21 protein-coding genes are annotated in these 21231 nt (G+C 53.1%); 8 read left to right on the top strand and 13 right to left on the bottom strand.

Annotated elements, in window-relative coordinates; genetic code table 11:
- Window positions 1–147 precede the first annotated feature (147 nt).
- Together rpiB and tal are read left to right on the top strand one after the other, a co-directional pair.
- Entirely contained in the window at window positions 148–606 is a 459-nt protein-coding gene (gene rpiB / locus N6G83_RS26190) for a ribose 5-phosphate isomerase B (RefSeq protein WP_024527091.1), read from the top strand.
- A 188-nt stretch (window positions 607–794) separates the two neighbouring features.
- Window positions 795–1745 carry a transaldolase gene (gene tal / locus N6G83_RS26195; RefSeq protein ID WP_024484505.1) on the top strand — a complete coding sequence of 317 codons (951 nt, stop codon included), beginning with the start codon at window positions 795–797 and terminating at the stop codon, window positions 1743–1745.
- A gap of 210 nt (window positions 1746–1955) precedes the next feature.
- On the opposite strand, the gene nudK is transcribed toward tal, so the two are convergent.
- The 9 genes from nudK to napF form a co-directional block, all read right to left on the bottom strand.
- Entirely contained in the window at window positions 1956–2531 is a 576-nt protein-coding gene (gene nudK, locus N6G83_RS26200) for a GDP-mannose pyrophosphatase NudK (RefSeq protein ID WP_024527090.1), read from the bottom strand.
- Window positions 2532–2788: 257 nt separating this feature from the next.
- Entirely contained in the window at window positions 2789–3286 is a 498-nt protein-coding gene (locus N6G83_RS26205; RefSeq protein WP_211135554.1) for a hypothetical protein, read from the bottom strand.
- Between the two features lie 235 nt (window positions 3287–3521).
- Complete coding sequence (gene napC, locus N6G83_RS26210) at window positions 3522–4139, bottom strand: cytochrome c-type protein NapC (RefSeq protein ID WP_024527088.1); 618 nt, start codon at window positions 4137–4139, stop codon at window positions 3522–3524.
- An 11-nt stretch (window positions 4140–4150) separates the two neighbouring features.
- Window positions 4151–4600 carry a nitrate reductase cytochrome c-type subunit gene (gene napB / locus N6G83_RS26215; protein WP_024527087.1) on the bottom strand — a complete coding sequence of 150 codons (450 nt, stop codon included), beginning with the start codon at window positions 4598–4600 and terminating at the stop codon, window positions 4151–4153.
- Window positions 4597–5505: a quinol dehydrogenase ferredoxin subunit NapH gene (gene napH / locus N6G83_RS26220; protein ID WP_211135557.1), complete on the bottom strand. Its 909-nt coding sequence runs from the start codon at window positions 5503–5505 to the stop codon at window positions 4597–4599. Before napH ends, napB begins: the two co-directional genes overlap by 4 nt.
- Window positions 5505–6257 (bottom strand): ferredoxin-type protein NapG, encoded by a 753-nt coding sequence (gene napG / locus N6G83_RS26225; RefSeq protein WP_024527085.1) that lies wholly within the window; start codon window positions 6255–6257, stop codon window positions 5505–5507. Before napG ends, napH begins: the two co-directional genes overlap by 1 nt.
- A gap of 10 nt (window positions 6258–6267) precedes the next feature.
- Window positions 6268–8754 (bottom strand): nitrate reductase catalytic subunit NapA, encoded by a 2487-nt coding sequence (gene napA, locus N6G83_RS26230; RefSeq protein ID WP_211135555.1) that lies wholly within the window; start codon window positions 8752–8754, stop codon window positions 6268–6270.
- Window positions 8751–9017 (bottom strand): chaperone NapD, encoded by a 267-nt coding sequence (gene napD / locus N6G83_RS26235; RefSeq protein WP_166735081.1) that lies wholly within the window; start codon window positions 9015–9017, stop codon window positions 8751–8753. Before napD ends, napA begins: the two co-directional genes overlap by 4 nt.
- Window positions 9004–9501: a ferredoxin-type protein NapF gene (gene napF, locus N6G83_RS26240; protein ID WP_071784390.1), complete on the bottom strand. Its 498-nt coding sequence runs from the start codon at window positions 9499–9501 to the stop codon at window positions 9004–9006. The genes napD and napF overlap by 14 nt, the downstream gene beginning before the upstream one ends.
- A gap of 362 nt (window positions 9502–9863) precedes the next feature.
- Here napF and narQ point away from each other — a divergent pair, with 362 nt between their 5' ends.
- Both narQ and narP read left to right on the top strand, forming a co-directional pair.
- Window positions 9864–11546 carry a nitrate/nitrite two-component system sensor histidine kinase NarQ gene (gene narQ, locus N6G83_RS26245; protein ID WP_074031455.1) on the top strand — a complete coding sequence of 561 codons (1683 nt, stop codon included), beginning with the start codon at window positions 9864–9866 and terminating at the stop codon, window positions 11544–11546.
- Window positions 11547–11671: 125 nt separating this feature from the next.
- Entirely contained in the window at window positions 11672–12304 is a 633-nt protein-coding gene (gene narP, locus N6G83_RS26250; RefSeq protein ID WP_024484513.1) for a nitrate/nitrite response regulator protein NarP, read from the top strand.
- Window positions 12305–12330: 26 nt separating this feature from the next.
- Here narP and N6G83_RS26255 read toward each other — a convergent pair whose 3' ends face one another.
- On the bottom strand, window positions 12331–12609 hold the full coding sequence (locus N6G83_RS26255; RefSeq protein ID WP_024484514.1) for a helix-turn-helix domain-containing protein: 279 nt from the start codon (window positions 12607–12609) through the stop codon (window positions 12331–12333).
- A gap of 287 nt (window positions 12610–12896) precedes the next feature.
- Here N6G83_RS26255 and acrD point away from each other — a divergent pair, with 287 nt between their 5' ends.
- Complete coding sequence (gene acrD / locus N6G83_RS26260) at window positions 12897–16025, top strand: multidrug efflux RND transporter permease AcrD (RefSeq protein ID WP_186528674.1); 3129 nt, start codon at window positions 12897–12899, stop codon at window positions 16023–16025.
- A gap of 126 nt (window positions 16026–16151) precedes the next feature.
- On the opposite strand, the gene ypfM is transcribed toward acrD, so the two are convergent.
- A complete protein-coding gene (gene ypfM, locus N6G83_RS54955) occupies window positions 16152–16211 on the bottom strand; it encodes a protein YpfM (protein ID WP_138106377.1) in 60 nt (19 codons plus the stop codon).
- A 369-nt stretch (window positions 16212–16580) separates the two neighbouring features.
- On the opposite strand from ypfM, the gene N6G83_RS26265 reads away from it, so the two are divergent.
- Window positions 16581–16793, top strand: coding sequence for a DUF4762 family protein (locus N6G83_RS26265; protein WP_186528676.1), 213 nt, complete (start codon window positions 16581–16583; stop codon window positions 16791–16793).
- Window positions 16794–16905: 112 nt separating this feature from the next.
- Here N6G83_RS26265 and N6G83_RS26270 read toward each other — a convergent pair whose 3' ends face one another.
- Together N6G83_RS26270 and N6G83_RS26275 are read right to left on the bottom strand one after the other, a co-directional pair.
- Entirely contained in the window at window positions 16906–18225 is a 1320-nt protein-coding gene (locus N6G83_RS26270) for an HdeD family acid-resistance protein (RefSeq protein WP_065686520.1), read from the bottom strand.
- Window positions 18226–18263: 38 nt separating this feature from the next.
- Complete coding sequence (locus tag N6G83_RS26275) at window positions 18264–19529, bottom strand: MASE1 domain-containing protein (RefSeq protein WP_211135556.1); 1266 nt, start codon at window positions 19527–19529, stop codon at window positions 18264–18266.
- A 221-nt stretch (window positions 19530–19750) separates the two neighbouring features.
- Between N6G83_RS26275 and N6G83_RS26280 the strand changes: the two genes are divergently transcribed.
- Together N6G83_RS26280 and N6G83_RS26285 are read left to right on the top strand one after the other, a co-directional pair.
- Entirely contained in the window at window positions 19751–20230 is a 480-nt protein-coding gene (locus N6G83_RS26280) for a tetratricopeptide repeat protein (protein WP_024527078.1), read from the top strand.
- A 10-nt stretch (window positions 20231–20240) separates the two neighbouring features.
- Window positions 20241–20672 carry a GNAT family N-acetyltransferase gene (locus N6G83_RS26285; RefSeq protein ID WP_024527077.1) on the top strand — a complete coding sequence of 144 codons (432 nt, stop codon included), beginning with the start codon at window positions 20241–20243 and terminating at the stop codon, window positions 20670–20672.
- Window positions 20673–21231 lie beyond the last annotated feature (559 nt).

Here is a 21231-nt window from a genome sequence, read left to right on the forward strand (position 1 = left end):
TTAATCACCTTTAGTGACCAATCCCTCTTAATAAAAACAAAAACAAATGAACACCAATTGAACATTTGATAAATGATGGTTATGGTAATAGCCATGACGCGCCACCGGGGATCGTCAGCCTTACCCTTGACCAGCAGGAGATGTGTTATGCAGCCTATTGCGATTGGCGCCGATGATGCCGCCATTGAACTGAAGAATGTGATCGTTGCTTTTCTGCAACAACGCGATATTCCGGTCACCGACTACTCACCGGGAAGCGATACGGCCCCCGTCGGTTATCCCGATATCGCCTTTCAGGTGGCACAGGGCATTAAGGATGGGAAACACCACCGTGGCATTTTGCTGTGTGGCACCGGTATTGGCATGAGCATTGTGGCCAACAAGGTCCCGGGGATCCGCGCGGCACAGTGCCATGATACTTATTCGGCACAGCGCGCACGTAAAAGCAACGATGCACAAATCATCACGCTTGGCGCACGCGTCATTGGCCCGGAATTGGCGAAATCGATCGTCGAAGCCTGGCTGAGCTCTGAATTTGAAGGAGGGGGATCGGCGCCCAAGGTGGCAAGAATAGGCTATTACGAACAGGTCGTTGGCCAACGCTGAACCCAATGCCGATAAAGCGTCAATGCGTGGGGGCCCGCAGGCAGGCTGCATTTGTGCCCCCCATTGTTTCTATCCATTGCAACAATCAGAAAAAGCGTATTTCATTCATCAGCCATATGATGCATGGTGTTAACCATAATGAAATACGTTCTCATTTACTGTTATGACTTTGGGCAAGGAGCTTATAAATGAATCAATTAGACGCACTCAAACAGTTGACCGTAGTCGTTGCCGACAGCGGTGATATCGAATCCATCCGCCAGTTCGAACCGCAGGATGCCACCACCAACCCTTCGTTAATCCTCAAGGCCGCGGCGCTACCGCAGTATAAATCGCTGATCACCGAAGCGCTGGAGTACGCCCGCCAGCAAGGCGGCAGCAAAGAAACCCAGCTGATTAACGCCAGTGACAGACTGGCGGTGAATATCGGGGTAGAAATTCTAAAAAGCGTGCCGGGCCGTATCTCCACCGAGGTGGATGCCCGCCTATCCTTCGATCGCGGTATGTGCGTGGCCAAAGCACGCAAGCTGATCGGCATGTATCAAAACCAGGGGATCGATAAATCCCGCATTCTGATCAAGCTGGCGGCCACCTGGGAAGGGATCAAGGCGGCCGAAGAGCTGGAAAAAGAAGGCATCAACACCAACCTGACGCTGCTGTTCTCCTTTGCTCAGGCCCGTGCCTGCGCCGAAGCCGGTGTCTACCTGATTTCGCCGTTCGTTGGCCGTATCTACGATTGGTATCAGGCCAGACAGCCGATGACCGATTACGATGCCGAGCAGGATCCGGGCGTGAAATCCGTTCGTACTATCTATGAATACTACAAACAGCACCGCTATCAGACCGTGATCATGGGTGCCAGCTTCCGTAAAGTTGAGCAGATCCTGGCGTTGGCGGGGTGTGACCGTTTGACCATTGCGCCAAACCTGCTGGAAGAGTTGAAACAAAGCAATCAGCCTATCGAACGTAAACTGACGCCGTCTACCGAAGGATTTTATCAGCCTGCGCCACTGGCCGAGGCCGAGTTCCGCTGGTTGCACAACCAGGATGCCATGGCGGTTGAGAAGCTGGCCGAAGGCATTCGCCTGTTCGCCGTCGACCAGCAGAAGCTGGAAGATATGCTGATCGCACAGCTGTAAGACGATGATAGAAAAGTGAGATCGGCAAAGCAGTTGCCCCTCACCCTAACCCTCTCCCACAGGGAGAGGGGATCCGATCGAGTGTGTTTTAAAGGTAGTGACTCACTTTGGCTAAGGACGATCAAGCTAGCTAAAATGACTTTTTTATTTTCAAACGAGTAGTGGCTAACAGCTCCCTCTCCCTGTGGGAGAGGGTTGGGGTGAGGGAAACTACTCCATCACCCGGTGGATCTGCAAATACTGTAACAGCATGATGGTTTTACCATCTTTGAGGCGGCCGTCGGCGATCATCGCGATTGCCTCACCAAAAGGCAGTTCCACCACTTCAATATCTTCATCCTCGATGCCACCACCGCTGGTTTGCCGTTCATCATCCTGGTACTCGGCAATAAAGAAGTGGAGTATTTCCGTCACGCCACCCGGCGACATGTAGGCCTCAAAGATCTTTTGCACCTTCGAAACCTGAAAACCGGTTTCTTCTACCGCTTCGCGGCGGGCGCACTGTTCAGGCTGATCGTCATCCAGCAGCCCGGCGCAGGCTTCCAACAACATGCCAGTGGCATTGCCGTTGACATAGGTCGGCATGCGGAACTGGTTGGTCAGTACCACGGTGCCCTTGGCGCGGTTATACAGCAAAATGGTCGCCCCGTTGCCCCGGTCATAGACCTCACGCACCTGTTCGATGGTTCCGCCATTTTTACGTTTTAACTCAAAGGTGTATTTATTCAAAACGTACCAGTTGTCCGATAACAGCTGCTTTCTGATATTTTCAATTTTTGACGACATCTTCCCTTCTTCCGTTAGCCAACGCACTGCAACCTTTGGCCACTAGCAAAGCGCAGCTACAGCAGATTTGCAACAAAAAACCGCATGCTAAACAGAAATGGGGAGTTGGGGCGACTAAAACTTCAGCGAGATGATATTACAGTGGCGAGCCAATGCCACACAGCTGAAATAGATCAATGAGATAAAAACCTCTTATTTCACAACAAAAGGTTTTTATAAATAAGACAGCTGTGGAACTGGATAATAACCCGACTTATTTACACTTTAGGAATAGCATCCAGCTGGAAACTTGTACCACTGGTCACGTTACCCTCTTCATCGTAGAAATCGACACCGAGCCAGGCACTGGTAAATGGCCCTCCATTTGCTGGTAACATCATTGAATTGGGTGTCAAGATCCCTTTATCGATCATATCCTGATATGAAACGATAATTTCCTGCTGCCGTGCCAATACGTCTCCGACGGTATCACCACCGACTTGAGCATACCCAGTATTTACACTCTTTAAGGCCGCTTGATTAAAGCAGTTATAAAATCCGCTAGCAAATCCCGAAAAATCCTCATTGCCTATGGCCTCCCTGACGGCTACAGAATCAAAGCTGGCATTAAACAAATAGATGCCAACTTTGATTTTTTTATCGGCCTCTGTCACATTGGGATTAACTTCAAAACTCAGCATCGAATAAATGCTACTTTTATCCTCTTTATCCCAACCATGCATGCGTGCATCAGTAATAAACTCATGAGCGTCCATATTATCAATCCTCTTCAGTCAGTTTGTCGTTTGGTTTTCCAACCCAAGCGCCTACTTGGATAAAAATAATATATGCAATTAGGATAAATGATGATATCCAGTCCCGTTGTGCTGGCTCTGAAACAAACACTCATCATTTTGTCACGGTAGGACGGGGTAGCGAGTAATCGACACATCGCCATTTTGAAAAAACCCCGCAGGCCTTGCAGCGCTGCGGGGTTGATATCCACCAGAGTTAGAATCCGGTAGGGACTCCGTGCATGTCCGGCAGTTTATGTGCGATCCCTTTATGGCAATCGATACAGGTTTTGCCTTCGGTTATCGCTTTGTCATGCATCTTGGCCGCCACGGTTTTCTGCGCGGTGAAATCCATATACTCGAAGTTGTGACAGTTACGGCACTCCTGCGAGTTATTGGCCTTCATACGCGCCCATTCGTTGCTGGCCATGGTCAGACGATGCTCTTCGAACTTCTGCGGCGTGTCGATCAGGCCAAACGCCTTGGCGTACAGCTCTTTACTGGCCTTCAGCTTACGCAGCATCTTTGGTGCCCACTCATGCGGAACGTGGCAATCCGGGCAGGTGGCACGTACGCCACTGCGGTTGTTGTAGTGCACCGTCTCCATATACTCTTCGTAGACGTTTTCACGCATCTCGTGGCAGCTGATACAGAATTTTTCGGTGTTGGCCGCTTCCATACCGGTGTTGAAACCGCCCCAGAAAACGATCCCGGCAACAAAGCCCAACAGCAGCAAAGTCCCCAGTGCCAGCCTGCTCGGCCTGCGCCACCAGCGCCATAAACGGCGGATCGGCCCGGCCTTTTTCTCGGATGTTGTGGTATTACGTTCGGCCATAGCTCCCCCGCTTAGTGCCCAAAGCCCTGCATAGGCTTGAAATCATTGCCGATGATTGGTGCCGCATCGGTTTGTGGTACGTGGCATTGCAGACAGAAATAACGGCGTGGAGCAACTTCCCCCAGCACCTTGCCATCGCTGTCCATAAAGTGTGTCGGGCTGATACGCGGTGCGCCGGTGGTGCGATAGTGCTCCACGCCGTGGCACTGCAAGCAGCGGTTAGTGTTTTTGCTAATCTGGTAGCCGTCGATGCTGTGCGGGATCATCGGCGGCTGGTTGACATAGTTTAGCGCCATCTTTTCCTGCTGCTTGGGCATTTTGATCTGCCCTTCAGCCGTGCCGGAAACCTCTGGCGATTGCTTGAGATCGACATCACTGGCGGCAAACGCGGCACTGGCAACTACCAGTGTTAACAGCGCGCCCCACAGGGAAAGCTGCTTTTTCAGGACATTGCTGGTCATTTTTTGGCTCCCGAATAATGAAATTTGCTCTTAATTTCGAATACGTTTTCTGCACAAACGTCGATACAACGTCCGCAGGCAATACAGGCATCACTGGCAACCCGTGGTGTACCTTTTTTTACTAATAACGGCTCACGCAGGATCTGCGGTTCTGGGCAAACATGAAAACAATCCATGCAGCGAGTACAGTTGTCACGCTGCTCCGCGCTGATCTGCACCACACCCTGGCTACCAATGACGCTATACAGCGCTCCCATTGGGCAAAGATGTCCACACCAGCCGTGTTCGACCACCAGCAGATCGAACAGGAACAGCGCCACAATCAGCCAGATACCGGCACCAAATGCGGCACCCAACCCTTTCAGCCAAGCTAACACGCCCTCCCCACTACCGTGGATCAGCCCGCGCCCCATCAGGGCAACCGGATTAATCCATTCCCAGAGCAGCGTGCCACTCACGGCACTGCCAACCAGTACGACAAGCAAGATGCCGTAGCGCAGGGAACGAGGCAGGCTGGCCGATTGACGCAAACCTAACTTGCGCCGTAGCCAGGCCGCCAGATCGGTCACCGGGTTGACCGGACAAACCCAGCCGCAAAACACCCGATTACCGATCAGGCCGTAGATCAGCACGACTACCGCGCCTACCCACACCAACCAGGCTGGCCAATGCCCAGCCAACAGGCTTTCCAGCATCATCAACGGATCCGTTAACGGTACCGTATCCGCCAATAGGCTGGCGCTGTAGTTGCCCCGCAGGATCCAGATGCCCCACAGCGGCCCCGAGAGAAACATCAACAAGATCAACAGTTGGCTGCAACGGCGCAGGATCAGGAAGCGGTTGCTGCGCAACCAGCCATGGCGCAGACGGGCATCACGCCCGGCTTCAGCGACTGGATTAGCCATCATTCACCTCCCTTTACGCCGCGTGCCGGCAATGTGAGGCCTTCCGGCACCAGTGAATGCCCTGCACGCTGCTTTTCCTGCCAGCCCCAGCGATAGTGTTCACCCAATTGGCCACGTGCCAGTTCCATCGGTAACACCTTGATCGCCGCCTGCTCAAGCACACAAGCCTGCTCACACTTGCCACAACCGGTACAATCCTGGCTGTGAACCGTCGGTAGAAACATGGCGTGTTTGCCGGTACGCTCGTTGTGTTGCAGTTCCAAGGTGATGGCCTTGTCGATCTGCGGGCAAACGCGGTAACACACATCGCAACGCAGCCCCTGCCAGTTCAGACAGTTTTCATGATCCAGCAACACCGCCAGCCCCATCCGTGCCTGATCGATATCCGTCAGGTTCGGATCCAGCGCGCCGCTCGGGCAGGCCACCACACACGGGATGTCTTCACACATCTCGCAAGGGATATCCCGCGCCACAAAGTACGGCGTTCCCGCCGCTCTCGGCGACAACAGCGTCGCCAGTTTCAGCGTCTGGTACGGGCAGGCTTGCACACACTGGCCACAGCGAATGCAGGCGCTATCAAACGCCCCTTCGGCAAGTGCTCCCGGCGGCCGCAGGGCCAGGCCATCACGTGCCTGAGACTGCTTTTGTTGCAACCCCAGCAGTATGCCTATCCCTGCCAACCCGGCCACGCTGCGCGCAGCATCCCGCAGGAAGCGCCGCCGGGCCGGTGTTTTATCTCGTTGCTGGCTCATTCCGTTGGCCTTATACCTTCTCCAGTTTCACCGCACACTTCTTGAAGTCAGTCTCTTTCGACAGTGGATCGGTAGCGTCCAGCGTCAGGTTATTGACCAGTTGCGCGGCATCGAAGAACGGCATATATACCAGGCCTTTCGGCACACGGTTACGGCCACGGGTTTCGACGATGCTCACCACTTCGCCACGGCGTGACACTACCTTCACCTTGTCGCCACGGCGCAGATTACGGCTCTTGGCGTCCAGCGGATGGATAAACAATACCGCCTCAGGGAAGGCTCTGTGCAATTCTGGCACACGGCGCGTCATCGAACCGGTGTGCCAATGTTCCAGCACGCGGCCAGTGGACAACCACAGATCGAACTCCTGATCCGGGCTTTCTGCCGCAGGCTCGAACGGCAGCGCGAAGATCACGGCTTTGCCGTCAGGCTTGCCATAGAAGCGCACGCTTTCACCGGCCTTCACGTAAGGATCGGTTCCTTCACGGTAACGCCACAGGGTTTCCTTGCCATCCACCACCGGCCAGCGTAAACCGCGCGCCTTATGGTACATATCAAAGGCCGCCAGATCGTGACCATGGCCACGGCCAAACCCGGCATACTCTTCAAACAGTCCTTTCTGGATGTAGAAACCGAAGTCGCGCGACTCGTCGTTCAACTGGTCGGCCGGGATCTCTTCCAGCTTGTACTTGTTCACTTCACCGTTGACGAACAGGACGTCATACAAGGTTTTACCCCGGTATTCCGGCTTCTGATTGATCAGTTCCACAGGCCAGACTTCTTCCACCTTGAAGCGTTTGGCAAACTCCACCAACTGCCACAGGTCAGACTTCGCCTCACCCGGCGCTTTCACCTGCTGATGCCAGAACTGAGTACGACGCTCGGCGTTACCGTAAGCCCCTTCTTTCTCTACCCACATCGCAGTAGGCAGGATCAGGTCGGCAGCCAACGCGCTCACCGTTGGATACGGATCGGAGACCACGATAAAGTTGCGCGGATCGCGCCAGCCCGGCATACGATCTTCGTTAATGTTTGGCCCGGCCTGCATGTTGTTGTTACACATTACCCAGTAGGCGTTCAGCTTGCCGTCTTTCAACGCACGGTCCTGCGCAACCGCATGCAGCCCGACTTTTTCCGGGATGGTGCCGGCTGGCAGTTGCCATTTCTGTTCGGCAATCTGGCGGTGCTTCTCGTTGGTCACGACCATGTCCGCTGGCAGACGGTGGGAGAACGTCCCCACTTCGCGCGCGGTACCACAGGCAGAAGGCTGGCCAGTCAGTGAGAACGGCCCACAGCCCGGCTTGGAGATCTTGCCGGTCAGCAGGTGCAGGTTGTAGCACAGGTTATTGGCCCAGACGCCGCGGGTATGCTGGTTGAAGCCCATCGTCCAGTAAGAGACGACTTTCACATTCGGGTCGGCATACAGCTTGGCCAGCGCTTCCAGTTGGTCTTTCGGCACGCCGCTCAATTCAGCGGTCTTATCCAGCGTGTACTCCGCCACAAAGGCTTTGTAATCTTCGAAGCTCATCGGCTCCGAAGCATCGCTGCCTGGGTTCTTGGCCGCTTTCTCCAACGGGTGGGTTGGACGCAGGCCGTAACCGATATCGGTCGCCCCTTTGCGGATGTTGACGTGCTGCTTGAGGAAGTCCTGGTCAACCGCATTGTTCTGAATAATGTAGTTGGCGATATAGTTCATGATCGCCAGATCGGTCTGCGGGGTGAACACCATGCCGTTATCCGCCAGCTCAAAGCTGCGGTGTTCAAAGGTGGAAAGGACCGAGACGTTGACCTTGTCGTTGCCCAGGCGGCGGTTGGTAATGCGCGACCACAGGATCGGGTGCATTTCCGCCATGTTGGAGCCCCACAGCACAAAGGCGTCGGCCTGCTCGATATCATCGTAGCAGCCCATCGGCTCGTCCATGCCAAAGGTACGCATAAAGCCGACTACCGCAGAGGCCATGCAGTGGCGCGCGTTCGGATCGAGGTTGTTGGAGCGCAGGCCCGCCTTGAACAGTTTGGAGGCTGCGTAGCCTTCCCATACCGTCCACTGGCCGGAGCCGAACATGCCGACTGCTTCCGGTCCTTTCTCTTTCAGTGCCCCTTTGAATTTTTCTTCCATAACATCGAAGGCTTTTTCCCAAGTGATGGGAGTAAACTCACCTTCTTTGTCATATTGCCCGTTCTTCATACGCAGCATTGGCTGCGTCAGACGATCCTTGCCATACATGATCTTGGGCAGGAAGTAGCCTTTAATACAGTTTAAACCCCGGTTAACCGGGGCATCCGGATCGCCCTGCGAAGCCACGATGCGGCCATTTTGGGTACCGACCAGAACGCCACACCCGGTGCCGCAGAAACGGCAAGGTGCTTTGTCCCATTTGATTTCGTCACCGCTGCCGACCACGGCTTGGGCGACCGTTGGGATCGTCAGCCCGGCAGCTGCGGCAGCCGCCGCGGCAGCGTTCGCTTTCATGAAGTCTCGACGACTGAGTTTCATGGCATTACCTCACCTTGCTCATCCTGCTGGTGATAAACCAGCGACACTGCCAACACGCCTTCCAGATTGCGTGCCGACTCAATTTTTTCCAGCAACGCCTGGGAGCGTGCTGCTTGCATAACGACGACCAGCTTGCCCTGCTGTTGATCCTGTGCTGGAATTTCCGTATCAGGGATTGCCAGCAGCGCCGAGATCAGGGCCGGGAATTTGTCAGGCCGGGCCTGCACCATCAACCCGCTTACGTGCCATTCACTGCTCATTATTTTCACTCCGGGTTATTGCAATCGCCGAGGTCGGGCAACCGGCAACGCAGGCACCACAACCATTGCACGCCGCCGCCTCGAGCGCCGGTTGGGCTATGCCGCCTAACCGTGGCCGAAAACGGATTGCCTGCGTTTCACAACTGTCCTGACAGCTGCGACATTCAACCCCCTGCATCGCCAGGCAAACGGCCGAAAACGACGCCACTTGTTGCCAGGGTTGGTGCTGAGGTGGGTAAAACACTGGGGCTTCGCAGGCATCTGCGCATTGTCGGCAAAAGGTACATTCCGCGCGTTGAAAATCGATTTCGGGATAACCGCCACTGCCGCTGATCAATACACCGGTTTCGCAAGCGTTAACGCAGGCCTGACACCGGGTACAACCCGCAAGGAAGAGAGGGGCTTCACGCGACCACGGGGGACGGATCGCATCAGATTGATGACGCCATTGTCCGCTGAGCAATCTGCGTCGCGACAATTCGGCCATTCGGGTTATCCTTCAAAGTTGGCAACACGCGCGCGTGTAAAAAATTATTATAGTGTGACTTTATTATTGTTTGTCTCGCACCTCGGGTAAGAGGCAAGGATAAAATAGGCTTATCGGAGGGGGTAGATAATCACCCTAAATAGGTAAAAGTAGGTATTACTTGCGCCAGATCAATCACTGATAGCCGATATAGGGCATTTTGCCAACGGTAGGCCGCCCAATCGCTATTTACTTGATTATATAGCGAAGATTGGTTTTGGCGGTAAATCGGCCGTTTGCTCAAAATCGCCATGCTTTTTGCCAGCAAAAGTTATAATTTGACGGCGCATAACACTCCGGCCAATAACCAGAAGGACGCTTAATTGCTCGTAAAACGCTCAGTGACAGGCAGCCTGGCGAAGGCGCTGATAGCTATCGTGATCCTTTCCGTGCTGTCCACCGGACTGGCACTGACTACCGTGGCCGGCAGCCTGCAGGATGCCGAAGCGATCAATATCGCGGGATCGTTGCGCATGCAGAGCTACCGGTTGGCGTATGAGCTCACTAACGGTTCCGCTGAAGTGCAGCAGCACCTGGTACAGTATCAGCAGTCGCTGATGGCTCCGGCCCTGCTTAAACTCGATCGATTTTATGTGCCTGACGATGTGCGGCAAAAATACCTGACGCTGCGCCAAGCCTGGCTGGTACTGGAAAAACAGATCCTAGCTGGGAACCCGGAAAACTATCAGGCCAACGTGGCCAGCTATGTGAATCAGATCGACCATTTTGTCCTGGCTTTGCAGCGCTACTCCGAACAAAAGCTGACCATCGTAGCGACGATCAGCGTGATGGGCTACATCGCCATCATTGCCCTGGTGCTGTTCTGCATCCGCTTTATGCGCCGCCAAGTGGTCACCCCGCTCAAACGCCTGGTGGATGCCAGCCTGCGTATGCAACAACGTGATTTCAATCATCCGCCGCTCGACGTTTCATTGCCAAACGAACTGGGTGTACTGTCGCAAACCTTCACCACCATGTCTGGCGAATTGGCGAAGCTCTACCAGTCACTGGAACACAAGGTGCAGGAAAAAACCGAGCGTTTACAACAGGCCAACCGCACGCTGGAGGTACTCTACAGTTGCTCCCAGGCGCTGAGCGTTGGGCAGTTGGATCAGCGGGCGTTTGAGAAGGTCCTGCATATCATCAAGCTGAGCGAACAATTACATTGTATTCGGCTCAATGTGGAAGACAGCCTCAGCCAATGGCAGGTCAGCAGTGGTGAACCGGTGGCGGAACTGGCCTGGCATTCGCAGGTGATTATGCAAGACAACAAACCCTTGGGTAGCCTGAGCTGGCAACATGAACAGCAGCCGCCCCACCCACATCTGATGCAAAGCGTGACCAATATGCTCAGCCGCGGGGTATACTTTAACCGAGCACAAAAGCAGCATATGCAGTTCCTGCTGATGGAGGAACGCGCCACCATTGCCCGTGAACTACACGATTCGTTAGCCCAGGCTCTCACTTTCCTGCGCATCCAGCTTACCTTGCTCAAACGTACCCTGGCAGGCCACTCATCGCAGGCAGATGAGATCATTGATGATTTTGATCGAGCACTGGCGGATGCCTATCGCCAATTGCGCGAACTGCTGGCCACCTTCAGGTTGAGCATTCAGGATGCCGACCTGAACGCCGCGTTGCAGCAGGTATTGGAACCATTAAAACTGCTGACCAGCGCGCGGATTCAGTTACACTGTCGGTTAGCCTCACAGGCGTTGAATGCCCAACAACAGGTTCATGCGCTACAGATCGTGCGTGAAGCCGTGCTTAATGCCATCAAACACGCCGATGCACAGGAAATTGTGATCCATTGCGAAGTCTCCCCCAGCGGAGACAACGAGATCACCATTTGTGACGACGGCTGCGGCATCGGCAGCCTGGATGAACCGGAAGGCCATTATGGGTTAACCATTATGAGCGAACGAGCAACGCGCCTGAACGGGACATTACATATCAGGCGTGGCAAGGCCGGGGGCACGGAGGTCTGTCTTAGCTTCCCGCCATAAGGGCTAACAGCATTGCACGGCGGCCATTCGAGCCGAGCGACGATGCCAATTACTACTATATTTTAAGAGTCAGCTTTACTGCCGGCAGTACGCAGTGGCTTTACTCGCTACAGGGAGCACGTTTTATTGTGATGAAAAATTACCGAGTAATGATCGTGGACGATCACCCGTTGATGCGCCGTGGCATCAAACAATTGCTGGGGCTAGATCCTACTTTCACCGTGGTGGCAGAAGCCAGCGGCGGAGCGGAGGCGATCGCCCTGGCTGCGCAGTTCACCCCAGACGTGATCCTGCTCGATCTGAACATGAAGGGGCTTTCCGGGCTGGATACGCTGAAAGCACTGCGCGATGAAGGGGTGGATGCACGCATCATCGTGCTGACCGTTTCCGACTCCCGCAGCGACGTCTATGCGCTGATCGATGCTGGCGCCGACGGCTACCTGCTGAAAGACAGCGAGCCAGAACAGTTGCTGGAGCATATTCGCCAGGCCGCCGAGGGCCAGAACGTGATTAGCGATGCGGTCGCGGACTATCTCTCGTCTCGCAGCGAACAACACGATCCCTTTGCCGCTCTGACCGAGCGTGAACTGGATGTCTTGCAGGAAGTGGCGCGCGGTATGTCAAACAAGCAGGTCGCGGCGCAGTTGCATATTTCTGAAGAGACGGTGAAAGTGCACATCCGCAATATGCTGCGCAAGCTCAACGTGCGTTCGCGCGTGGCAGCAACCGTGATGTATCTGGAAGCGAAAAGCCAGTAATGCTTCCCCGGCACGCCGGGGAACATTCAACCAATGGCCGCCAGCAGCATCTCATGATGCTGATTAATCCAGCTTTGGCTTAGCGGGCCCCAGTTTGCCAACTGGTAATAGCCATCGTTATTACGCTTCCCCTGCTGCACAAACTGCAACTCCAGGCCCAGGCCTGGCAAAGCTTTGAGTACATCCTGCAACGTACGGCGCGGCCAACCGGTCAGTTCCATCAGGCGCGGAACGTTAGGGCGCTCATTGCTGCTGATCAGCCAACACAGATAAAGACGACGAGCAAATACCGGGTTAATTTCCATGCTTAACTCCTGCTGAGGAAAACGTCCTGATTATTTCACCGTAACGCCATAAAATCGCCATAATGACGCATTTCGTGGTGGTGCAATGTGTAACTGTAGATTTCTACTACTGTTATTTACATTATCTCCTTTTTTTCTCCACGCTTTATCTGCGCTTGACGAGTAAAGTGCAGTGGCACCTTTGGGTACAATCAAATCCTGCGATAGCCCGGCCACCAGTCAGCGCCAGGCGTAAGCATAACTGATGCAGTCAAAAATAGAATAAGTCACAACGAGGTTCATGCCGCATGGCCAACTTTTTTATTGATCGCCCGATTTTTGCCTGGGTTCTGGCAATTATTCTTTGCCTGACGGGGACGTTGGCGATTTTTTCTCTGCCTGTCGAACAATATCCGAACCTCGCTCCGCCAAACGTGCGTATCAGCGCCTCCTATCCGGGGGCATCAGCACAAACGCTGGAAAATACCGTTACCCAGATTATCGAACAGAACATGACCGGCCTCGACAACATGATGTATATGTCGTCCCAGAGCACCAATACCGGCCAGGCCTCGGTTACGCTGACCTTTGATGCAGGCACCGATCCCAACGAGGCAATGCAACAAGTACAAAACAAGCTGCAGGCCGCCATCAAGCGGTTGCCACAGGCAGTACAGCAACAAGGCGTAACGGTGTCAAAATCGGGCGATACCACGCTGATGATGGTGGCCTTTGTCTCCAACGATGGCAGCATGGATAAGCAGGACATCGCGGACTACATCGTCTCCAACCTGCAAGACCCGCTCAGCCGTATTAACGGCGTGGGCAGCATGGATGTTTACGGTTCACAATACGCCATGCGTATCTGGCTGGATCCGAACAAGCTCACCAGCTACCAACTCACCACTCAGGATGTAGTCAACGCCATCAGTTCACAGAACACCCAGGTGGCAGTGGGCCAGTTGGGCGGCTCCCCTTCTGTGGATCAGCAGGCGCTAAACGCCACCATCAATGCTCAATCCCAGTTGCAAACGCCGGAGCAGTTCCGCGAGATAACGCTGCGCGTCAATCGGGACGGTTCGCTGGTCACCCTCGGTGACGTTGCCACGGTGGAATTGGGCGGGGAAAACTATAACTACCTCAGCCGTTACAACGGCCTGCAGGCCGCCGGGATGAACATCAAGCTGGCTTCCGGTGCCAACGAATTGCAAACCGACCAGTTGGTGAAAGCCAAGATTGCCGAGCTTTCACAATATTTCCCGCACGGGCTGGAAGCCAAGATCGCCTATGAGACGACGCCGTTCGTGCAGGCGTCGATCCATGACGTGGTAAAAACCCTGCTGGAAGCCATTTTGCTGGTATTTTTAGTCATGTACCTGTTCTTGCAGAACTTCCGCGCCACGTTAATTCCCACTATCGCCGTTCCGGTGGTGCTGTTGGGCACCTTTGCCATCCTTTCGGCCTTTGGCTACAGCATTAACACCCTGACGATGTTTGCCATGGTGCTGGCGATCGGCCTACTGGTTGATGACGCCATCGTGGTGGTGGAAAACGTGGAACGCGTGATGAGCGAGGAAGGTCTCTCACCCAGGGACGCCACCCGTAAATCCATGGGGCAGATCCAGGGCGCGCTGGTGGGGATAGCCATGGTGCTTTCGGCGGTATTTATTCCCATGGCCTTCTTCGGCGGCACCACCGGCGCCATTTATCGCCAGTTCTCGATCACTATCGTTTCCGCAATGGTGCTTTCGGTGCTGGTCGCCATGATCCTCACCCCGGCCCTGTGCGCCACTATTCTCCAGCCGATCGCCAAAGGCCATCATCACGGCAAGCGCGGTTTCTTCGGCTGGTTTAACCGCATGTTCAACCGCAACACCGAACGCTATGAACGTGGGGTAGCGCGCGTGCTGCATCACAGTGTCCGCTACATGGTGATCTACCTGTTACTGCTGGCCGGTATGGCAGTGCTGTTTATCAAACTGCCGACCTCGTTCCTGCCGCAGGAAGATCGTGGCGTATTCACCGTGCAGGTGCAGTTGCCTGCAGGCTCCACACTTCAGCAAACCACCAAGGTGGTGGAAAAGGTCGAGCACTACTTCCTGACCGAAGAGAAAGCCGACGTGCTGTCGGTGTTCTCCACCATCGGTGCCGGGCCAGGCGGCAACGGCCAGAACGTCGCACGCCTGTTCTTGCGCCTGAAGGACTGGGATCTACGCAGTTCGGGAGCCAATAGTTCGTTCGATATCATCGAGCGTGCCACCAAGGCCTTTAGCAATATCAACGAAGCGCGCGTGATCGCCAGCAGCCCGCCAGCGATCACCGGGCTGGGGAACTCTTCGGGCTTCGATATGCAGTTGGAAGACCACGCCGGGCTGGGGCATAGCAAGCTGATGGAGGCTCGCGATCAATTGCTGCAGTTGGCTGGGAAAAACCCGCAGCTATCGCGCGTGCGCCATAATGGCCTCGATGACAGCCCGCAGTTGCAGATCGACATCGATCAGCGCAAGGCACAGGCACTGGGCGTGTCGATCGACGATATCAACAGCACCTTGTCAACCGCCTGGGGCTCTACCTACGTCAACGACTTTTTAGACCGCGGGCGAGTGAAGAAAGTGTACGTTCAGGCCGGAGCGCCCTTCCGCATGCTGCCAGAGGACATCAACAAGTGGTACGTGCGTAACAACAGCGGTGGGATGGTGCCCTTCTCCGCCTTTGCGACTTCCCATTGGGAATATGGTTCACCGCGTCTGGAACGCTACAACGGTAACTCCACGGTAGAAATCGTGGGCGAGGCCGCCTCGGGCGTCAGCACCGGTACCGCGATGGATGAAATGGAAAAACTCGTCAGCCAGCTACCGACCGGTTTCGGCTTGGAATGGACCGCAATGTCCTACCAGGAACGCCTGTCCGGTTCACAGGCACCGGCGCTGTATGCCATCTCGCTGTTGGTGGTATTCCTGTGCCTGGCTGCCCTGTATGAAAGCTGGTCGATCCCGTTCTCGGTCATGTTGGTAGTGCCGCTGGGGGTGATCGGTGCCGTTACGGCCACTTGGCTACGAGGGCTGGAAAACGATGTGTACTTCCAGGTGGGACTGTTGACGATTATCGGGCTGTCGGCCAAGAACGCTATCCTGATCGTGGAATTTGCCAGCGAGCTGAACAATAAAGGCCAGGATTTGATGGCGGCAACGCTGGAAGCTTCTCGCCTACGCTTGCGCCCTATCCTGATGACCTCACTGGCGTTTATCTTCGGCGTTCTGCCAATGGCCATCAGTTCCGGTGCAGGTTCTGGCAGCCAGCATGCGGTAGGTACCGGGGTGATGGGCGGTATGATTTCCGCCACCGTTCTGGCGATTTTCTTTGTCCCACTGTTCTTCGTATTGGTACGCCGCCGCTTCCCTGGTAAAGCGCTGCCTCACCATCACGATAGCCAATAGCAGACGTAAAAAAAGCAGCTTCGGGAAACCGAGGCTGCTTTGCTAAAGACTTAATATTGTTACCCTAGGTGCTTTAAATAAAAACAAACCAATTAGCCTTATTCAAGCTTTAAACCCTACATGGTGTTAGTTACCTAACATCTCATCAATAAAGTCTTTCCAATTTGTTAACTCACGATCAACCATAATACTGACTACCTCCGTTTATTGGACGCAGGGATTCTACGCCGGTTTTTTGACCAAGTGAAGCCTTTTGGGAACGATGCCAGTCAAGAAAATCCAGGAGTGGAGCATATTTCCAGATTAATCAAAAACCTACCCTGATGTTACTTTTTCTTTAGCGTTCTGGAAGGTTTACGGGGTAGCGGATACCTACGTTAAGTTGAATTTATCCTACACAATCAACACGACAACTTTAATGTGCTACAAACAAGATCATTCCAATATAGTCACCTGCATCATCCTGTTATTGATACACTCCTTTATGTATGGCTTGAATTTGCACCTTAGATAGTTATCCTAGCATTTCATTAATATGAAATAAGGCTGGAACCCATGAAAAAAATAACTCATAAAAAGGCGGCCAATGTTATTGGCGGTAATCATTTGGTGTGTGGTAACACACGCTACTTATGGATAAGAAATGACGATGGCAGCGGCAACTATGTCTGCATGAAGAGGGATGAATGCAATATACCTGGTGATGACAAATTCGGTAACCCGCAAATCCACTTTAACAGAATCGCCGCTTCATTCTGTGGGCGATAATTAACATCCGTTAATTTATCCGGCGTCTTTTTATAGACACCGGATGTTCAACGTTCAGCCTTACCCAAAAATGCGTGAGTGATTATTGATTTAAAGTAATCATGACAAGTCGCTATCCCTCTTTTTCCGGTTGCCTGCGCTTGAGAATACGCTGATACCATGGCTGAGGCACGGGGTGAACAATATGTCGCAGCGCTCGGGCGTAATCCATCACCAGCCCTGGTGTCCAGGCCATTGAGAGTGCCCTTCTGCGTACCTGCGCGGCAATCCACAGTTCCGGCATGGTCAAAATACGTAATGTGCCCAGCCAGCTTTTACTCTGTTTGGCAAGCACACCATCCAATGAGGCCTCCAAGGCATAGGCAACACTACTGGAGCAGTTACGCGACGTCAGATTGTAGATTTTAGTCAGCTGATAGCCGCTCCAAAAACGTAGCAGCGCCGAGCTGTTATAACGGTGAAACTGGATCTGCCGATTCGAATCGCACCAGTTGGCCGCCTCGGTAACATAGTCCGGCTGGAAAGTGCCGGGCACGTCATTTTCTCGCGTCGCCTTCAACACATTGAGAAACTCTGAAGGAGAACGATCGATATCTGCCGCTGGATACAGGCTGATATAGATGCTCGGTACCAGTTCCAATGCAGCATGTCCGGTGGAGATAACCCCTTGAGCATCCACTGCCGCGATATAGCGATTAATGACTGGCCGGGGGATTGGGGTCGCACTCGCCGTTCCTTCCGGGGTCCAGATATGGACGGTTAAAGGCTGTTTAAAATCAATGCTGGGGGCAACCACCTCGGCTGGCCGAGCCGCCGATTTCTTTCCAAAGACGTAAAATATCTCAGTAGGTACCAACAATTCAAACACCGAGGTGCCGTCCCTTAAAAGGTTGGCCCGCCTGGCTAATTGCAGGATATTGATGCCACTGACGACCATCAATGTGCCCAGGAAAAACGATATGGTGGCCTTGTAATGCACCGGATAGGGGCTAAATATGAGCATGGCGAACAGTATCTGAGCAATGCCGCTGACCAGCGCATTCTTCCAGCGCGGAAACCGCACGATCCAGGCAGAAGCGATCATAAACAAGCCAATAACGAAATAGGAGAAACCGAATATGATTGCCAGTAGCAAATTACTGTAGGGTTTGTTCGCCAGGATCAACAGAGCGACAACGCAAAAGATCCCGCCCTTGAAATAAAGCACCGCTTTCTGCGCCCCAACCCCGCTGGAGGCAATACTCAACGTGACCAGGCTCTCCAGAAGCATCAGGGCACCAAAAACCTGTAAGGGAAAATAGAGCACGCCATCAAGGCCATCGATAAAGATACCGATCCCCATAAGCCCCCAGATAATCCCGATTACACCCAAAAATTTGGCTTTGGAGCGCACAAAATCAACGCCGAATAATAACAGGGCAATCTGGATCACTGCTGCAACTCTCCGCAATATGTAAATAATAGGTTCATTTAACTGTCCTGGTGATAATGGCTTGCTTGCCAGTTGCCGACGATAATGCTCTGTTCTTCCTCATTCAGCAGGGCACAGCTGTTATCCACCAACGTCAGCCACTCTCCCTGTGGCATCTGGATACGGAATACCAACGGGGGACGGGGCTGAGGACTATCATTGAGGAGCCAATGGTCACGCAGCTTGCCTTGATCATGCGGGTGAATCCATTGCATCACGTCATCTATCGTGTCCAGCTTGCTGGGAACCTTCTGCTCAAACAGACTGCCTGGCTCATCTTCCCAGTGCAAAATCCCGGTCCGCGGATTGAGGCTATAAATCACCCCCTTGCCGGTTATCCGGCCGGTATCTGGGTTAAAACTGTTGGTCGAGTGCTTCAGCACCCTGATAAACACGATCAACAACGCCGTCGCGGAAAGGTAGCTCAAGGCTAATAACAGAGACTCATTGAGATGTAAGCCCTTTAGAAAAAAGGGGCCGTGCTGATGATTGGTATAATAAATTACTCCCAACCCAAGAGTGAGAAGCGCGAGAGATCCCCCTCGATTCCCCCAGACAACTGAAAGCATAATAGCCAGAATAATGGGGAGACATGCCAAGGCAAAATAGAGTGCCGCAGCGTTGTGTTGCAGCCAGAGAAAGGGGTAGCCAAAGATAAACCAGATCGAAACACACAGCAGCAGCCAAAGTGCCGCTCCCAGAAGACCCATTTGCAGGTTGCAACTGGCAGGTTCCAAGCGCCGATTGACAAACCCCATAATCACGGTTGTGGCAAAGATAATGCCGGTAACATCAGCGATAAAGTTCTGCCAGAACAAGCTAAACAAAGGCTGCTGGTGGATTAGGGCATAACCCCCACCAATAATTAGCGCATCCAACCCGCTAAAGACCAAGGTTGCAGTGATACAGATTAAAATAGTATGCAGATCGTCATTAAGCCGTGCAAAGCGGCGAACTGCCCAGGCGATCGCTACGTTGGCTGGCATGGATAGCACAGCATCGGTCAGTGATATCAGTGGGTTATGCTGCCAACCGTCCCTCAACAACAGGCTCGCCAACGTCAAAATGACGAACAGGGTTAAATAACTGCGCCAGCGGGTCAAAAGAAAGGCGGCAACCGCAACACCAGAGGGAAACCACACGATTGCGATCGGCGAGGCGGGGTCGTCAAATTTTAATGAGATCAATCCGGCGAGGTAATAGATTATCCCCCATAGTAGCAGGGTGAAAAGTTGTCGGACATACGATGGAACGTGGGTTGTCATTTTTTACTCACTGGTATTCACGCAGGCATTCTTTGTGAAAAATATCACGTGTTGCCATCAAGAAAAACTTGATTAACTATAGGGCATTATCCATCAGCATGAGTGAATGCACCATTTCAAACTCATTGAAAATCTATCCAGATTTATATTTCTTTGCGGATGAATAGTAGAGGAGTAACGTTGATGCAGGATTTAGCAAAACACCGTTGAAAGGGAAAATCATGTCTTCGAGTATCACCATCGAGCAGTTGAAACAGCAAGGCCGCTACCCGGAAGCCACCGAGCTGGCCCAACAGATGCTGCAACAGGCACCGTTGGATGGCAAGCTGCATTACCAGCTGGCGTGCCTTTACGATGTGCAAGGCTTTGAGCAGCAGGCGATCCCCTGCTATCTCGCCGCCTTGCAGCACGGCCTGCCTGCACAGTTACGCCAGGAAGCCTGGTTGGGTCTGGGTAGCACCTATCGCGCATTGGGGGAATATCAGAAATCGCTAGCCGCTTTCGACGACGGGCTAAACGAGTTCCCGCAAGCCAAAGAGATCACGCTATTCCGCGCCATGACGCTCTACAATCTGGGGGAAACCAAACAGGCGGTGGCGGACCTGCTGATCCTGTTGGCTGAAACCTCTGCGCATACGGAAATCAGCAGCTACCAGCGTGCTATCCAGCAATATGCTGCGGATTTGGATCGTATTGGCTGAGGGGAAAATTATGGAGATCATCACCGATCCGCGTAAATGTAATATCGACTGGCGACAGTTAGGCGAGTTGCTGGCCGCTGCCGGGCTGGGTGAGCGTGATACGCAGGTCTTACAGAAGGTGTACCAAAATAGCCAATTCTGCTATTGGGGCTTTATTGAGGGAGAGCTGATGGCCACCGCTCACGCCATCAGTGACATGACCTCGGTAGCTTATCTGGCCGATGTCGCCATCCATCCGCGCTTTCAAGGGCAAGGTTATGGTCAGCAGTTGATGGATCGCGTCATGCAAGATCTGGCCCCGTTAGGTAAAGTGTTTATTTATTCGGTGCCGGACAAATTGGCATTTTATAAGCGATATGGCTTCCACGATCTGACTACCGGCATGGTGTATGCCGATGGAAGCGCGCTGGAGCGGTTACAAAATAGCGGGTATGTGCGTTGAACTCCAAACTGCTAAATACTAAGTGGGAAAATAAAAATACTGACATGATGATATTTAAAGCAAGCTTATCCCTTAATACACTTAAAGCCACATTTTATGATGATGACTACAAATATCATGATGGCGAATAATTTATAATAACAAAAAATATAATATTCATTTATGTGCTATGGTAGGGTGAACCTGAAAATAAAAATTCTCAACCAATAGTCGCAGCATAATTACTCTCCCCGTCTGTGACAAACAATAAGTCCTGATTGGGGCAGTATCTCGTCGCTTTACAGCGAAGGCCAAAACCAAATGTGTTACTCATCTGCGGACCTGAAAATACAGGCATCTCCCTGTCAATGATGAGCACATCGTTGTCTGGATTTAAACTCCATTTTCCCGCATTATCTGTTCTATAACCGAGTGGTATTACATTGTGACCCAATCTGCCACTCAGTACAGATTTTGACGATTAAAAGGTAGCTTTTACGCCATGACAGACAAACCGCAGCACACCTCGCTGACCATGTTCGGCATCAACGTTCTCTGTGCGTTACACTAACTTTCCATC

Source organism: Serratia sp. PL7, assembly GCF_945957435.1.

Excerpts from the sequence above, each read along its gene's own strand:
- rpiB (WP_024527091.1), top strand. The coding sequence starts at position 148 with ATGCAGCCTATTGCGATTGGCGCCGATGATGCCGCCATTGAACTGAAG.
- tal (WP_024484505.1), top strand. The coding sequence starts at position 795 with ATGAATCAATTAGACGCACTCAAACAGTTGACCGTAGTCGTTGCCGAC.
- nudK (WP_024527090.1), bottom strand. The coding sequence starts at position 2,531 with ATGTCGTCAAAAATTGAAAATATCAGAAAGCAGCTGTTATCGGACAAC.
- N6G83_RS26205 (WP_211135554.1), bottom strand. The coding sequence starts at position 3,286 with ATGGACGCTCATGAGTTTATTACTGATGCACGCATGCATGGTTGGGAT.
- napC (WP_024527088.1), bottom strand. The coding sequence starts at position 4,139 with ATGGCCGAACGTAATACCACAACATCCGAGAAAAAGGCCGGGCCGATC.
- napB (WP_024527087.1), bottom strand. The coding sequence starts at position 4,600 with ATGACCAGCAATGTCCTGAAAAAGCAGCTTTCCCTGTGGGGCGCGCTG.
- napH (WP_211135557.1), bottom strand. The coding sequence starts at position 5,505 with ATGGCTAATCCAGTCGCTGAAGCCGGGCGTGATGCCCGTCTGCGCCAT.
- napG (WP_024527085.1), bottom strand. The coding sequence starts at position 6,257 with ATGAGCCAGCAACGAGATAAAACACCGGCCCGGCGGCGCTTCCTGCGG.
- napA (WP_211135555.1), bottom strand. The coding sequence starts at position 8,754 with ATGAAACTCAGTCGTCGAGACTTCATGAAAGCGAACGCTGCCGCGGCG.
- napF (WP_071784390.1), bottom strand. The coding sequence starts at position 9,501 with ATGGCCGAATTGTCGCGACGCAGATTGCTCAGCGGACAATGGCGTCAT.
- N6G83_RS26255 (WP_024484514.1), bottom strand. The coding sequence starts at position 12,609 with ATGGAAATTAACCCGGTATTTGCTCGTCGTCTTTATCTGTGTTGGCTG.
- acrD (WP_186528674.1), top strand. The coding sequence starts at position 12,897 with ATGGCCAACTTTTTTATTGATCGCCCGATTTTTGCCTGGGTTCTGGCA.
- N6G83_RS26265 (WP_186528676.1), top strand. The coding sequence starts at position 16,581 with ATGAAAAAAATAACTCATAAAAAGGCGGCCAATGTTATTGGCGGTAAT.
- N6G83_RS26275 (WP_211135556.1), bottom strand. The coding sequence starts at position 19,529 with ATGACAACCCACGTTCCATCGTATGTCCGACAACTTTTCACCCTGCTA.
- N6G83_RS26280 (WP_024527078.1), top strand. The coding sequence starts at position 19,751 with ATGTCTTCGAGTATCACCATCGAGCAGTTGAAACAGCAAGGCCGCTAC.
- N6G83_RS26285 (WP_024527077.1), top strand. The coding sequence starts at position 20,241 with ATGGAGATCATCACCGATCCGCGTAAATGTAATATCGACTGGCGACAG.